At 63.6% G+C, this 14,775-nt stretch carries 15 protein-coding genes; 6 read left to right on the top strand and 9 right to left on the bottom strand.

Features of this window, described 5'->3' with window-relative positions; translation table 11 throughout:
• Nucleotides 1-24 precede the first annotated feature (24 nt).
• From I41_RS13415 to I41_RS13430, 5 genes are all read left to right on the top strand, one after another.
• Nucleotides 25-1,638, top strand: coding sequence for a sigma-54-dependent Fis family transcriptional regulator (locus tag I41_RS13415; RefSeq protein WP_145433175.1), 1,614 nt, complete (start codon nt 25-27; stop codon nt 1,636-1,638).
• Nucleotides 1,639-2,307: 669 nt separating this feature from the next.
• Nucleotides 2,308-2,910 carry a thioredoxin domain-containing protein gene (locus I41_RS27255; RefSeq protein ID WP_168206889.1) on the top strand — a complete coding sequence of 201 codons (603 nt, stop codon included), beginning with the start codon at nt 2,308-2,310 and terminating at the stop codon, nt 2,908-2,910.
• Between the two features lie 4 nt (nt 2,911-2,914).
• On the top strand, nt 2,915-5,245 hold the full coding sequence (locus I41_RS13420; protein WP_168206890.1) for an ATP-binding protein: 2,331 nt from the start codon (nt 2,915-2,917) through the stop codon (nt 5,243-5,245).
• Nucleotides 5,242-7,041 carry a putative bifunctional diguanylate cyclase/phosphodiesterase gene (locus I41_RS13425; protein WP_145433177.1) on the top strand — a complete coding sequence of 600 codons (1,800 nt, stop codon included), beginning with the start codon at nt 5,242-5,244 and terminating at the stop codon, nt 7,039-7,041. The genes I41_RS13420 and I41_RS13425 overlap by 4 nt, the downstream gene beginning before the upstream one ends.
• A gap of 89 nt (nt 7,042-7,130) precedes the next feature.
• Entirely contained in the window at nt 7,131-7,961 is an 831-nt protein-coding gene (locus I41_RS13430) for an HDOD domain-containing protein (RefSeq protein WP_168206891.1), read from the top strand.
• 175 nt (nt 7,962-8,136) lie between these two features.
• Here I41_RS13430 and I41_RS13435 read toward each other — a convergent pair whose 3' ends face one another.
• A complete protein-coding gene (locus I41_RS13435) occupies nt 8,137-8,328 on the bottom strand; it encodes a hypothetical protein (RefSeq protein ID WP_145433179.1) in 192 nt (63 codons plus the stop codon).
• Nucleotides 8,329-8,559: 231 nt separating this feature from the next.
• Here I41_RS13435 and I41_RS13440 point away from each other — a divergent pair, with 231 nt between their 5' ends.
• Nucleotides 8,560-8,793: a hypothetical protein gene (locus I41_RS13440; RefSeq protein ID WP_145433180.1), complete on the top strand. Its 234-nt coding sequence runs from the start codon at nt 8,560-8,562 to the stop codon at nt 8,791-8,793.
• A gap of 445 nt (nt 8,794-9,238) precedes the next feature.
• Here I41_RS13440 and I41_RS13445 read toward each other — a convergent pair whose 3' ends face one another.
• The 8 genes from I41_RS13445 to I41_RS13480 all read right to left on the bottom strand — a co-directional run bounded on the left by I41_RS13445 (nt 9,239) and on the right by I41_RS13480 (nt 14,770).
• Nucleotides 9,239-9,895, bottom strand: a complete 657-nt coding sequence (locus I41_RS13445; RefSeq protein ID WP_145433181.1) for a ThiF family adenylyltransferase — start codon at nt 9,893-9,895, stop codon at nt 9,239-9,241.
• Nucleotides 9,879-10,406, bottom strand: a complete 528-nt coding sequence (locus I41_RS13450; protein ID WP_145433182.1) for an MPN domain-containing protein — start codon at nt 10,404-10,406, stop codon at nt 9,879-9,881. Before I41_RS13450 ends, I41_RS13445 begins: the two co-directional genes overlap by 17 nt.
• Nucleotides 10,399-11,445, bottom strand: coding sequence for a hypothetical protein (locus I41_RS13455; RefSeq protein WP_145433183.1), 1,047 nt, complete (start codon nt 11,443-11,445; stop codon nt 10,399-10,401). Before I41_RS13455 ends, I41_RS13450 begins: the two co-directional genes overlap by 8 nt.
• Before the next feature lie 83 nt (nt 11,446-11,528).
• Nucleotides 11,529-11,756: an RluA family pseudouridine synthase gene (locus I41_RS13460; protein WP_145433184.1), complete on the bottom strand. Its 228-nt coding sequence runs from the start codon at nt 11,754-11,756 to the stop codon at nt 11,529-11,531.
• 52 nt (nt 11,757-11,808) lie between these two features.
• Nucleotides 11,809-12,000, bottom strand: a complete 192-nt coding sequence (locus I41_RS13465) for a hypothetical protein (RefSeq protein ID WP_145433185.1) — start codon at nt 11,998-12,000, stop codon at nt 11,809-11,811.
• 94 nt (nt 12,001-12,094) lie between these two features.
• Entirely contained in the window at nt 12,095-12,343 is a 249-nt protein-coding gene (locus I41_RS13470) for a hypothetical protein (protein ID WP_145433186.1), read from the bottom strand.
• Between the two features lies 1 nt (nt 12,344).
• Nucleotides 12,345-13,286 (bottom strand): hypothetical protein, encoded by a 942-nt coding sequence (locus I41_RS13475; RefSeq protein ID WP_145433187.1) that lies wholly within the window; start codon nt 13,284-13,286, stop codon nt 12,345-12,347.
• A 17-nt stretch (nt 13,287-13,303) separates the two neighbouring features.
• A complete protein-coding gene (locus I41_RS13480; protein WP_145433188.1) occupies nt 13,304-14,770 on the bottom strand; it encodes an AAA family ATPase in 1,467 nt (488 codons plus the stop codon).
• Nucleotides 14,771-14,775: the final 5 nt, after the last annotated feature.

Genomic DNA, 14,775 nt, shown 5'->3' on the forward strand with positions numbered 1-14,775 from the left:
CCGAAATGTCGTCACACTAGGTCGATGGCCATCTCATTCCAATCGACCGGGCTCATCGGCGATCCCAAGCGACTGTTGCTGGACCTGGCCGGGCGTTATCACGTGTCGGAATTGCTGCCATTGGCCGTGCAACGACTCGCCGAAGGACCCGCCGTCGCGCTCGTTCGCATTTGGCTCGTGCAACCGCCGTTGTCGGATGACTGCGAAAAATGCCGACTGGCCGCCGAGTGCCAGAACCAGGATCGTTGCTTGCATCTCGTCGCCAGTGCGGGTCAGTCGCTCGACAGTTCTCTCGCAGCCTGGGAGAGACTTAACGGCGCCTTTCGACGATTTCCGATCGGAACCCGTAAAGTCGGACAGATTGCCAAAACGGGGCAGTCGCTGGAAGTCGTCGATGTGGCTAACGATCAAGCCTGGGCTGCGGATCCCGCCTGGATTCGTGAAGAACGTATTGCCTCGTTTGCCGGCCACCCGCTGGTGCATCGCGGCGAAGTCCTTGGTGTGCTGGGGGTGTTTGCCCGAGAGGCTCCGGGTGAGTCCTGCTTCGAATGGCTGCGAATGATTGCCGATCACCTAGCCGCGGCGATTGCCAACGCCCGCGCGATGGACGAGATCGAATCGCTCAAAAAGCGACTCGAGCAGGAGAACGAGTACCTGCGCGAAGAAGTTCAGCAGTCAGCGGCTTTTGGCGATCTGATCGGTCAGGCTCCGGCGCTGCAGGCTGTGACTCGTCAAATCGAATTGGTCGCACCCACAAACTCGTCCGTGCTGATCCTCGGTGAGAGCGGCACGGGCAAAGAAGTCGTTGCGCGCGAGATTCACCGCCATAGTCACCGCGCAGAACGCCCGCTGATCAAGGTCAACTGCGCGGCGGTACCGCGTGAACTCTACGAAAGCGAGTTCTTCGGTCACGTGAAAGGCGCCTTCACCGGCGCGCTGCGTGATCGCGCCGGGCGATTTGAACTCGCGGATGGGGGTACGCTGTTCCTTGACGAAATCGGCGAAATCCCCCTGGATCTACAAGCCAAACTGCTGCGGGTCCTCCAAGAAGGAGAAATCGAGCGGATTGGCGAAGAGCGAACTCGACGCATCGACGTGCGGGTGATTGTAGCTACTAATCGAAATCTGCGTGCCGAAGCTGAGGCAGGCCGCTTTCGACAGGATTTGTACTACCGACTGAGCGTCTTCCCGATGGAACTGCCTCCGCTGAGAAAGCGAATCGAAGATATTCCGTTGCTCGCCGAGCACTTTCTGAGCCGCTTCGCGAGACAACTAGGACGACCGCGGCATCGGCTGACGCTGGCCAACGTGCAGGAGCTGCAAGGCTACGACTGGCCGGGCAACGTTCGCGAACTGCAGCATGCGCTGGAGCGAGCCTGCATCGTTGCCGCCGACGGCCGCCTGCGATTCGATTTCCCTGAGGTCGCGTCGAAGCACCGAGCAAAGCCGCTGGCATCAAACTCCATTAAGCAGGTCCTAACCGACGCGGAAGTGCGAACGTTCGAGGCCAACAATATCAAAGCCGCCCTGGCTGAATGCAACGGCAAAGTCTATGGATCCAAAGGCGCAGCAGAATTGCTAAAAATGAAACCGACAACACTGAATTCTCGAATCAAAGCCCTTGGGATCAAAGAGTGACGGCGGGGTTCGATAGTTCCAGACCGAACCGCCCGAGGCGGGCGTGTCCTGGGTGCGAGAAAGGCGATTTGCATTGCGAGCGTCGGTCGCCCAGACCTGGGCGTCCCAGCGTCATTCGCTAACTCGCGCCACATTGGTCGCCCTCCGCAAAAGGGCCGGACCAGCATGAATGGACTCTTGGCGGTTCTCCATTTGACGGCCTGCCTAGCGCGACCAGCGTCGGTGGGATTCCGGGTGCGCCGCCAACGAGGCGTTCGTTCGTCGCGCCACGCCCCCCAGCGGCGAATGGCGCGTTAACTGGACCAGCAGATCGCGACGGTAGGCAAACCGCCCAAGGTGCGTAGTTCATGCGCGATGTCCCAGGGGCGCTGGCTGCCTTGGCGGCAGTAACGTCGTCGTGACGTCAAACTACCCATCACGCACCCGCTTCAAAGACTTGTGCCCAGCCTCGCACGGACGGCGCTCCGCGCCTGCAGAACCGGCATAGAGTGACGTCGCGCACCCTACCGGAATCCGCCGTGTGATCCCAGGATGTGGCCACCCGCATCCGGTGTTTTGGGGGGAAAGCACATTACCGACGTACTCTTTGTTTGGTGCGGACAGGTCTGTGTTGCGATGGCGATGCGACGCTTCCGCTGGCAGAGACGTCGTCGCCGTGAACCGATCGCCATGTATATTCGCCGCTTTCAAGGACGTCCGCGGATGATGCTTGTCACGATGTTGACGGCCGTTTGGCTTGTCACCATCGTCGGAGGCTTCGCGGTCCTCGCAAACCATAGCCTAAGCCCGGGACGACAGCATCGTCCCCCGCGACACTGGCCCGCCGCCAGCGTCATTGCTTGTTCGGCGACGAGCGCTTCTCTGGTGATGTTCATCCATCCCGACTGTCCGTGCGCCCTCGCGAGTCTTGGCGAACTTGACCGACTCATCGCCAGACATGCGGACCGATTGCACGTCAGCTTACTGGTTTATGAGCGCCTTTCTAACCAGCCACGTCGTCAACCTCCGCCGGCCGTCAACGGCGTCTCCATGATCTTGGACGTCGGGGGGAGGGAGGCGCTTCGCTTCGGCGCCGCGACGTCGGGCCAAGTAGCGCTTTACGACGCTGCCGGACTGCTCCAGTTCAACGGAGGCATTACGGTCGCGCGCGGCCATGCGGGCGACAGTGACGGCACGGCCGCAATCGATGCCATTCTTCGAGGAGAAGAGCCAGCCGTCCGCCAAACTCCAGTGTTCGGTTGTTCGATCGTCGACCATGATCGGCGTCCCTGAATCAATGAGTACTTACGTCATTCGTTGCAACTCGCCGGCTGACCTCCAGGTGCGCGCTGCGGCGCTCTTCCAGGAGCATCAGGAGCGACTGCACGCGCGGACCGATCGGTTGTTCGCCGTACTGCTCAGCGTCCAGTGGCTCGCCGGCATTGCGGTGGCCCTGTGGATTTCACCTCGCGCGTGGTCCGGAAGCTCCAGCGAAGTCCATCCGCACGTGTGGGCTGCGATTTTTCTGGCAGCCGCCATCGACAGTCTGCCGATTGCGCTGGCAATCTTCGCGCCTGGCAAAACGCTCACCCGTCACACGATCGCCGTCGCTCAGATGTCGACCTCGGCGATGCTGATTCATCTTTCGGGCGGTCGCATTGAGGCGCACTTTCATATTTTCGGGTCGCTGGCGTTTTTGGCGCTCTATCGCGACTGGCGCGTGCTCATTACCGCTTCAGCCGTCGTGACCGTGGATCATTTGATACGTAGCGCGTTCTGGCCTCAATCGGTGTTCGGCGTCCTCCAACCCGCCTGGTGGCGGTGGCTCGAGCACGCCGGCTGGGTAATGTTCGAGGATGTGATCCTGATTTACTCTTGCATCAAAGGGACCGACGAGCTGCGACAGATCGCTCGCCGTACAGCCGAACTTGAGGAGGCGAACGCTTGCTTTGAATTTCGCGTCGACCAGCAAACTCAGGCATTGAAACAGGGTGAAGCGGAACTGCGGTTGGCAAAGGAAGCCGCGGAAGTTGCCAATCAGGCGAAGAGCGAATTCCTGGCCAACATGAGTCACGAGATCCGGACGCCGCTGACGGCGATCCTCGGATACTGCGACGTTCTCCGCGAAGACGGCATCATCGAGCGGGCGCCGCCAAGCCGAATCCAGACGATTGACACGATCCGCCGCGCCGGCGAACACCTGCTGTCCGTCATCAACGACGTCCTTGATCTTTCGAAGATCGAAGCCGGAAAACTTGAAACGGAGCTCATCGAGACGCCGCTGCCGCGCATCTTGCTAGAAGTTGATAGTCTCATGCGGCCGCGCCTCGCCAGCGGCGAGGTCCAGCTGCACACCTTCCTGGAGACGCCGGCGCCGGATCGCATTTTCAGCGACCCGACTCGCCTCCGCCAGATTCTCGTCAATCTCGTCGGGAACGCCGCCAAATTCACCGAGCGCGGATCAATTGATCTGAGCGCCCGCGTCGACCGCTCAGGTCGCGCCCCGCAACTCCTCCTGGCGGTCCAGGATACCGGGCTGGGAATGACGCCCGAGCAAGCCGACTGTTTGTTTCGGCCGTTTACGCAGGCCGACTCGTCGGTCACCCGCAAGCACGGGGGAACCGGCTTGGGACTGACGATTTGTCGTCGACTGGCGCGCTTGATGGGCGGCGACGTTCGATTGGACTATTCGCGCCCCGGCGAAGGAACAAGGTTCGTCGTGGAACTTCCGCTGATGGAGGCCCCCGACAGCCAGTTGATCGCTGACCTGGAGAGTTGTTCCAAAGAGCGCACGCGAGGCCGTGATCAAGCGCCGACAACGCTTTCCGGCCGGATTCTGCTGGCGGAGGATGGCGACGACAATCGACGGCTCATTACGTTTCACTTAGCCCGCGCCGGCGCCGAAGTGGAGGTTGCCGAGAATGGCGAGCTGGCGCTGGAACTGCTGGAGGCGGCCTGGCGCACCAATCGGCCGTTCGACCTGTTGATCACCGATATCCAGATGCCCGTCATGGATGGCTACACCCTGGCCCAAACCTTACGCGCTCGCGATCGGGACATTCCGATCGTCGCGCTGACGGCGCATGCCATGACGGAGGATCGGCGTAAATGCCTGGAGGCGGGCTGCGACGACTATGCAACGAAGCCGATCGACAAGCTGGCGCTCCTAGCCACGTGCCAACGGTGGATCGAGCAGGGGCGCACTCGCCACGGCATGGCCAGCGACCTCAAAAAGACGATGCAGCACGCGGCGCTACCCGTCGCAGCGCGCCACGAGGCGCTGCGCAGCGAACTGGCCGACGACCCTGATCTCGCTGAGCTCGTGAACCGCTTCGTGAGCTCGCTTGACGGGAAAGTGGCCCGCATGCGGGCGCGCTTCGCCGGAGAAGAAGCGAGTGAACTGGCGGTGCTGGCCCATCAGCTCAAGGGCGCCGGCGGCGGCTACGGGTTTCCCGCGATCAGCGAAGCCGCAGGTCGACTAGAGGCCTGTATCAATCATGGCGAAGACGCGGGACGGATTGAGACGTCGCTTACCGAGCTTGCGGCGCAATGTGACCGAGCGACGGCAGGCCACCGACGACTCGGGGAGGCCGTCTGTGATGATTCGGACCGGGAGTACGCCTCATGAACGACGCCATCCTGACTGACCGCTGCCCGCGAATTCTGCTAGTTGACGACGATCCGGATATCCATGATCTCGTCGGCGGCATGCTCGCGTCGCTCAACGTGGAACTGATCTCGGTGACGACGCCCGAGACGGCCAGCAAGTCTGCGCGACGGGCGCCGCCCGATCTGCTGCTCTTGGACTACGAGTTTTCAGGAACCAACGGTCTGGAGATCTTACGGCGGCTCCGCGTCGAGTCGATTTCGGCCGCCACTCCCGTCGTCTTCATTACGGGCAGCGATAGCCATCGAGTCTTGAGCGCTTGCTTTGAAGCCGGAGGAGACGACTATATTCGCAAACCCTTCTGCGGCCCCGAGCTTCGCGCACGCGTGCGTGCGCTACTCGATCGCGCTCAGATGATCCGTCAGCTCAAGCGAATGGCCCATTACGATTCGCTTACCGGTCTGACCAATCGCGTTGCCATTCGCAGACAGATCCAAGACGCCATCGCGCGCGTCGCGAAACAGCATTATGGACTTTTGTTTTTAGACTTTGATCGCTTCAAATGGGTCAACGACAGCCTCGGCCATGAAGTTGGCGATCAACTGCTGCGTCAAATCGCCGACCGGCTTCGCGAATCGCTGCGCCGAACTGACGGCGTCGCCCGCACCGCGGACGACACGACGGCGGCGCGACTTGGAGGTGATGAATTCGTCGTTCTTCTCGAGGACCTGGCCGATCCGCGAGACGCCGTCACGGTTGCCGAACGACTGCTAGCGGCACTGGCGGCGCCTCACGAGTTGGCGGGCCGCCAAGTTATTTGCACGGCGAGCATCGGCATTGTCACGAGCGAGCATGGGCATCGACGGCCGGAGGAGGCTCTGCGCGATGCGGATACGGCCATGTACGTCGCGAAGCAGGCCGGTAAGGCGCGCTGCGTCGTCTTTGATCCGGAGATGCACGCCGTGGCCGAGCGTCATTTGGCGATGGAAAGCGACCTCAGACAGGCGATTGCCCTCGATCAATTGCGGGTCGCCTATCAGCCAATCGTCTCGCTCCAAACGGGACGTCCGTTGGCGTTCGAAGCGCTCGTGCGGTGGGAACATCCGCTCCAAGGGCTGTTGCCGCCGGCCGCCTTTCTGCCGATCGCCGAAGAGACGGGCCTGATTGTGGACATTGGGACATGGGTCCTGAATCGCGCTTGCGCCGATTTCGCCTCTTGGCGACGGTTGCCCGGGATACCGCCGCTAGCCGGCGTTCACGTCAACGTCGCTCGTCAGCAGCTGTTGGTGGGGAATTTGGAGGAGGTCGTCATGTCCGCCTTGCAACGACATGACGTGGCGCCGTCGTGCTTGCACCTGGAGCTCACCGAAAGCGAGATCATGCATGACCCGGATCACGCCGCCGCGGTGCTCAGCGAGTTGCGGCGACGAGGCGTGAAGATCGACGTCGACGATTTTGGCACAGGCTATTCGTCGCTGGCCATTCTCCATGAACTTCCCATCGACGTACTGAAAATTGACCAATCGTTTGTTGCCAAGATGTCGCAAGATCATTGCTTTGCCGCGCTGGTCCACGCCGTGACGACGCTGGCTCAAAATCTCGGGCTCGTCACGGTCGCGGAAGGAATTGAGACCAGCGACCAACTCGCCATGTTGCAAACGATGGACTGCGATTTTGGACAGGGACGCTTCTTCGCCATGCCCATGAGTCCAGCTGAGATGCAAGCGTATCTATGTTCCTGCGGAACGAGTGCGCCAGTGCGTTCGTCATTGGACTTGAGTATGGAGACGCCCGTGCATGCGGCGCTCGGAATCTAAAGTCGAGAATACGGAACTGATCGATGGCGATAGCAGACCGAGAAGCAAATGTCGCATCCACAGGCGATGACTCGTCCGTCACTCAGGCCATGCTCCGTCAATGCGGTCAGTTCGCGACGCTACCGGCGCTCGCCGTCCAGATTATTGAGATCGCCGAAGATCCAAGTAGCACTTGGGAAGACTTACGCCAAGTGATCGCCATCGATCCTGCGTTTGGCGCTCGCCTCCTGAAGCTCGTCAATTCTCCATTCTACGGACTCCTGCGACCAGTCGGCACGCTCCGCGAGGCGCTGGGACTGCTGGGATTGCGCGCCGTGAAGAACGTCGCGATTTCTACGAGTCTCGCAAAGCTCTTTCGCGGAGGGAAAGTCAGCGCCGCATTTAACGTGAGCGAACTATGGACTCATTCCATCGCGGTGGCGACGGCCGCACGCATGCTGAGCCAGAGCACGAAGGTCTCGCCAGACGAGGCGTTTTTGGCCGGTCTCGTGCATGATCTAGGCATCCTTGTTGAGCTTCAGTCGCGAGGCGCGTTGTTCGGCTCGATGATGGAACGTCTCGATGAGGAGGACGAGTTGACCTTTCGCTGCGCTGAGAGCAGCACGTTTCAGACAACGCACGAGATGCTCGGCCGTAGCCTGTGCGAGCTCTGGCGCTTTCCCGCAAGCCTGACCTTCACGGCCGGTTTTCACCATCGGCCTTGGGAACTTGCAGAGGCGGAGCAAGCCTTGCCGGCTCTCATCCACGTGGCGGACGTCATGGCCGCCCGCCAGAACTTGGGGTATTCCCGAACCGTTGAGACCCGTGATTTGAAGCCTGAGATGCTGCGCTTGGCAGCTATCCGGGAGTGCGACGTCGCCGCTGTTGAAGTCGCATTGCCCGAAGCGGTGCACGAGGCGTGCAGGATCTTATCGAACTGATGCGCCCCGGCCAGCGACCATGGCTAACTCCAATTGGCTAGCGAATGATGTCTGCATTAGCAAAGCCACGCGGAACGATCAGTTCAGCCATTTGACAGGAAGCCCCGAATAACAGCGACGCGCAAACTTTTAAGCCGACCGTTGCCATTGCTCGATGGCGGCCCCCATCCTATGTCTAGCGCCCGCGGCCGCTATCCAGTCCTGCGGCAACCGCGTGATTATTCGCGTCGCCGCTGAAGGTGCGGAACATCGAGCGATGGAAAAGGTATTCGCAGGCGGCGGCAACTGCCGCTAGTTCCACGCGAATAGTTCGTCCCTTCTCCAGCTGGTCGTGTTCAAGACCGACGGCGCCGCGGCGGAACGGCACGCGGTGAATGAGTCGCCCGGCGCCGCGCGTCCAGACGGCTGATCACGATAGGTGTCGCGCCGATGAGCCGACGCGGTCGCGACGAGTGACTACCCACGTCGGCCCTCCGTTAGGGTGTTCACGCCACGCGTCAGCGGCGTTCCTCCACGGAGAGCCGCAAGGCAGCGAAATCCACCATTCGGCGGCCCGCCGCGGATGTAGTCTTTTAAACACCTGAAGGCGGATCAACCGATGGGCTACTCGATTCTGGCTGTTGGCGACGTCGTTCGAATCGGCGAGGGCGACTATGCGGGGGCCATCGGCGTCGTGGGGCCGCCGACTGTGGACGCCGAGCAATACGCGACGGAGCGCGCAGTCGTCGCGATGTTGTTTCCGGTCACTGTGGCGACGGTCATCGACGGCGTTGCCCATACGGTCCGCGTCCCAGCGGACATCTTGACCAGAGTCATCGATCCCCGCTTCTAGCGGCTTGACGCCTGGTTCATCCAGGCGACGCCCGCGGTCGTCAGGGCAATCGTCCCGTCGGCGACTTCCGGCAAGCCCTCCCCCAATAGGGCTATCGACGGCGATGTCCGAGACCGCGTCGCGCTCGGGAAACTCTCGAAACCCATTGCGCATTCCGGTCGCGACGTCGGTCATTTTGATGCGCGGCACGACTGATGATCGTGTCGATTGTCTTCGACAAATCACGGATACTTGGCAGCTACCAGATCGCGGGGGACGGCGTCTACTGGAGTGGAACAGCGATGATCGCTCCTTCTTAACGTCGTCGATGGTTTTGCATACACCTCCCGGGATGCCTTCGATGAAAGCTGATAGCTAAAGAAACGCCGCCGCGAAGCTTCGCAGGGACCGCGCAGGCGCGTGGCCGGCGCAGGGGAACCCCACGCCGGCCACGCCGTTGGGCGCTTCACCCGACGCTCCACTCCGCCGCCCAAAGATTGAGCGTGACGTCACGCTCCAGCGGCGCATCGCGGAGCCACCGTGCGAGTTGATGCACCAGAAGTCCCGCGGCGATCGCCGCGCCGTAAATGGCTCCCTGCGCCGCACACGACCCCGACTGCGCTTCCGCCTGCGGGAAGAGCGTTCGCCCATAGGCCGCACGCTCGGCATCATCGGCCGCCGCGAGCACGCGAATGACCTCGCCGCGCATCCGCGCATCGGCCCAGAACCGACAGCGGCACTCGAGTCGCCTCCAGATTGCCTCCCGCGCGGCGATCGAATCGACGCAGCAGAAGACGGCCTCGCCCACCTCGACCTGGGGCCGAAAGCGATCGGCGACGCACTCAACCTCGAGAGCGGCGTCGATCTCGGCGACTGCGGCGGCCGTGGCGGCGACCTTTAATTGGTGAAGCTCGCTCGCGCGATATCCTTGCGTCGTGAGGTTCGTCGGCTCCACGCGATCGAAATCGATTAATTGCAGTCGCCCCACGCCCAGCGACGCCAATTGCATGGCCGCCTGCCGGCCGACGGCGCCAACCCCAATAATCGTCACCCAGAGCGCCTGAGCGCGTTCGCGCGGCACGAGCGCCCCTTGCCGCGCGAACCGGTCAGGGGATGAGTTCATGTTGCACTCCTTCGGCCAACGTCCAGCGCTCGTTCTCTTCGAACCAGCAGTCGTTCGGCGCCGGCCGGACGGACGCCTCATACTCCGTCTGCCACGTCGGGTGGTCGGCCGCCGGGAAGGGGAGCTCGTAGTCGACTTCCACGGGGATCTCCCAGCTCCCGCCCGGCCCGACGCCGAAGGCGATTCTCGCATAGGTCGCGCCGCCGGCGGCGATGATCAACATGACCGCCCACTGGCAGTGCCCGAAGACCCTCGCAAAGGTCTCTTCGTCGACGGCGCTGGGACGGGGGCAATTCCCCGGGTGGGTATGGATCCAGACCCGCCCGAACTCTTCGGGCTGACGGCCAAGCTCCACCTGGCGATCGAAATAGTCGGCCACCGCGGCGTCGTCGAACTGGACGCTGGCCCAGTCGCACCGCTGAGCCACCAGCATGATCTCGTCGATTAGCAGCGGCTCGCCCGGCGCGGAGACGCCGAATCCGCCGATTTCGGTCGGCCCGGCGTCACGCAAGTAACGCAGCTTCGCCCAGGCGTACGGCGTTAGCCGAATCGCCGGAAACGGGGGTCGGCGGCGGATCAGCCGCGGCTTCCCCCGAGTTGACTTCCTGTTCGTCAGCGGCCGCGGTTCGACAGATTGAACACTCTCCATCATGGCAACACCTTTCACAACAATCCTCGTGGCAATGGGAACATTTCTCCAGGCAACTCTGGCAGCAGTGCTCATGACAGGCGGCGCACGAGGCGCCGCACGTACTGCAGGCGGTGCGGCCGCAGCTGCTGCAACCGCAGTCGCAGTCGCCGCAGAGGCTCGACTCGCAGCGCTCGCAGCAACTTCCCTCGTCGTCATCGACCGTCGCGCCGCAATCGGTGCAGCGGCGCGCGGCCCAGTGCTCCAGTGACGCAAACGCGCTCTCGCCGTTGTAGGTCGCAAGCGTCTGAGCGACGATCGTGAAGAAGTCCAGCAGCCTCCGATCGTGCAGCGCAGCGCGAATGGCAGCGTGGCCTTCTCCCTCACAGAGCTGGTCATCGCGGACATGCGGATGAACGACCGATTCGTCGCCTGTCGCGGGGCGCGGCGAGAGGGCGCGGACGGCGTAGGAGAACGAACGGACGGCCCTACGGTCCCAAGCGAGTTCAATTTCAAAAGGTCCCAGTTCAACGCCCTCCAGCACGATCGACTCGGTGACGACCGCCAGCAGCGACTCCTTCAAATCGATGCGCACGTCCACGAATTCACGCTCCAGCGCGTCTAGATCGGCGACGACGTCGCGCAGGGTCGATGCCTCGTCGGGCGTCCGGCGCGCAAGTTCCCCGTCGCACTCATCGAGCTGTCGGCGCAGTTCGCTCGCCGCGCGGCGCAGTCGCTCCCGGCAGCGCTCGTGGGCGTGTCTCCATCTGCGGGCCTGCGCGACCTCCAGCAGCTGCGCAAGCGCCGCGACTCGCTCCCAAGCCGCCAGCGGTAGAGGCGGCGGCTCGACCGCTGCGGTCCGCGTCGCGGCGACGATTCGGCAGGCCGCACGGATCGACTCGCGGCGTCTCGTCTCAGGCATTAACGTCGCCTCCAGTGAGTAAGTGAACAGCAGGCTGGAGCAGCGGCCGCTCGGCCGCCGCTCCGGCGAGCTGCAAGGAAATATCAGGCGGCGTGCGCCCCTTCGATCTTGGTGGGGGTGAAGCTCACGCGGTCTCCCTCCTGGAGCACTTGGTCGGGTGCGGTCGGCTGCCGATTGACGCGAATGAGATAGTCGCGAGCGACGCCGTGGGGGACGTGCCGGCTGAAAAGCTTTTGGACGGTGAGGCCAGCCTCGACCTCGACGTAGTCGGCAAAGCCGCCGCCGTCGTTGTTGATCACTAAGATGCGCATAGGAACTCCGACTGTGAAGTTATGACGAACCCGGGAAACAATGATGCCGCCGCTAGTGCACCGCCACCCGACGATAGCGGCGACGGCTGACGCGGTCCCAATCGAGAAACCGCAGCGGAAGGCAAGGCAGCGGTTCGTGGGCCGGGTCGGCCAAATCGACCAGTGAAAAGCCAAGCCGACTGACAGTGCGGCGCGAGTCGCCCGTCGCCGTGGCGACGGCCTGGTCGAGTTGCGATTGGGTCATGGACATCTCCTCCTGCTGAGAATGACAAGAACACAAAAAACGGGACGCCCACCCGGCGTCCCGCCACACGGACGATCAGATCCTACAACCATCGCTACGGCTCAGCCGCTTCCAGCCAGTGCGCGCGCAGCCACGCAACTTCCGCGGCCAGCGCATCACTGCGCATGGGGTATGGACCAAGCGTCGGCCCGCCGATGAGCGCGAGATCGGCGCACCACGCGCCCTCCTTGGTCGGTTCGACGCGGGAGGCCCGCTCGATCAATGGCGTTCCGAGCGCAGACAGCACAATCTGTTCGCCGTAGAGGCAGCGAACTATCCCCTGGGACGTGACAACGAGTTCCATCTCAGGCCTCCGGCGCCGAACGCAGTAAGTTTCGCCGGGGACGATCGACCATCAGTCCTTCAAGCGCCGCCTGGACGCGGGTCAGTTCGCCCGCCACCTGCCGCCGCAGCGCGGCGCCGTCGCGAAGGGCCTGCGGCGCCACTCCCGCCAACGTCGCCGCCGCTTGGTCGACGAGTTCCTCCAATTCGGCGGAGCTGCGCACGTTCAGCCGCCGAAACCGCTGAAAGAAGTCGCTCAGGTTGGCGACCGCCGAGTCGCGAAAAATTTTCGGGCGGCCGTCCACTTCTCCGGCGAGCCGCTCGGCCAGTCGGCCGACCAATTGAGACATTTCCGCCGCGAACGCCTCCTCGGCCAGTTCGACGGCCGCGTCGAACCGCGCGGCGACCCGCGCCGCCTCGCGCCGATACAGCTCCGGCGAGAGTCGCCGCAAGTATTCCGGCGGCTCGACGCTGGGAAAGTCCCAGCTGAGCGCAAACTCCGCGGTGAGCGACGCCGGATAGTCGCTCGGCGCGTAGAGTCGCCCCAGTTGCTCGCGCGCCGCCTCGCGGAGCTGCGCGTATTCGGCCTCGAGTCGGCTCACCTTGAGGCCAAGATCGAGTTGGAATTCGCCCAATCGCCGCTCGATCTCGTCGAGGTCCGCGCGGCGAATCAGCCGAATCCCCGGCTCGGGGTAGGGGAGCGACATCCCGCGCGCATAGTCGAGAGCGCGATGGCGCACCGCGGACACCTCCTTGAAGCGTGGGTGGCTGGTATCCAGCAGTTTCTTGCCGGCGGAGAGAAACTCGCCGGCGGCGCCGAATTGCTGCGCCGCTTCGGTGCGCTGCTGGCGCGAGAGAGTCTTGCGGGCGCCGAGCCAGTGGAATGAGAGCCGTAGCGCGGCCATCTCGCGGCGCAGTCGGTCGGCGGGCGCCGCCGGCGGCGGTTCCGTGAGGAGCGTCGTCATCGAGGGAGTCTCCCAGCTTAGTTGGCGGATGGATCGACGCTCCGGCGGCGCCGGGGCGTCGTGGTCGAGCGATAAACGCCGCCGGCGTCGGCGGCGAGACAACGACCGCTGGCCCAGCGCCGCAGCGCCGCGAGCGACTCGGCGGCCGAAAGGGCCACCGGGACAACCTGATTCGCGGCCGCTGCCAGCGGCAGTTCCAACAACGTCGCCAATCGGCAGCAAGCGGCGATCTCCGCGCCAGTCCAGTGGTCGTCATCCGGCAACGGGTCGTGCGGGTCGACCCCGTAGCGAGTTCGATGGATCTGCCAGATCGCCTCTTTGGCGGCGCGCGACGGCAGATCAATGAAGAAGACGCCGTCAAAGCGTTCGGCGCGGGAGAATTCGGGCGGCAGTCGAGTGACGTCGTTGGCAGTCGCGACGACAAAGACGTCGCTCGTACGATCGGAAAGCCAGCTGAGCAGCGTTCCGAACAGCCGCGCCGAGACCCCGGAGTCGCCCTGACCGCTCGCGCCGGAGAGAGCCTTGTCGACCTCATCGACGAACAAGATGCAGGGCGCCATCGCCTCGGCGATCGCCAGCGCCTGCCGGACGTTCCGTTCGGTTTCGCCCACCAGCGACCCCAAGAGGGCGCCAACGTCGAGGCGCAGGGTTGGGCGGCCGACTTCGCGGCCCAGCGCCTGGCACCAGGCGCTCTTGCCGCAGCCCGGCGGCGAAAGGAGCAGGACGCCCCGCGCGGAGACTTGATGGCGCGTGCGCCGCGCGAGTGCTCGCTGGCAGAACGTCTTGAGCGCCTCCAGTCCGCCGAGTTCAGCAAAAGACGCGGTCCCGCGATCGAGCGACAGCAGCTTCGATTGGCGCAACTGCTGCGCCTTAAGGTTCCAGACCGTGGCGGGCTCCAAGGCGCCGTGGCGGACCAGCGACAGACTAAATGCGCCTTCCGCTTCGTAGCGCGTCAGTCCCGCGGCGGCGTCCAGCAACCGGCCAAGCGCAGCGTCGGCGGGGACTTCGCCTTCGGTCGCCAGCTCCCGGACGATTTGTTCAAGCTGCGCGCGGTCGGGCAAAGGATGCTCCAGGGTGACGAAGAGTTTTTGGAGTTCGAGCGGCAGGGTCGCCGCCGGCGCGAGAATGATCACAAAGGTCCGCTGACGCTTGCCCAGTTCAATCTGCCGGGCAAGCGCCTGGACGATCTCGGCCGACCCCAGAAACCTGTGAAAATTCTCCAGCACCAACAGGCCCGCCCCTTCCGGCGCGGCGAGTCCTTCGGCGGAGCGAACGGCGGCGAGCGGATCGGGGGCGTCTGCCGCGACTGACTCCCCGGCGACGCGGAGGCCCGTTTCAAGATTCCAGCTGGCGAGGCGCCACTGACGTTCGCGGCAGAGCTGACGGATCTCGGCGAGCGCCTCTTCCGGTTCCAGCGTTTCGATCCAGATACCGCTAAAGCAGGCGCGGACGTATTCGGTCAGCTCGACGGCGAGTGCAGACATCGTGA

This window comes from Lacipirellula limnantheis (genome assembly GCF_007746075.1).
Classification (GTDB): domain Bacteria; phylum Planctomycetota; class Planctomycetia; order Pirellulales; family Lacipirellulaceae; genus Lacipirellula; species Lacipirellula limnantheis.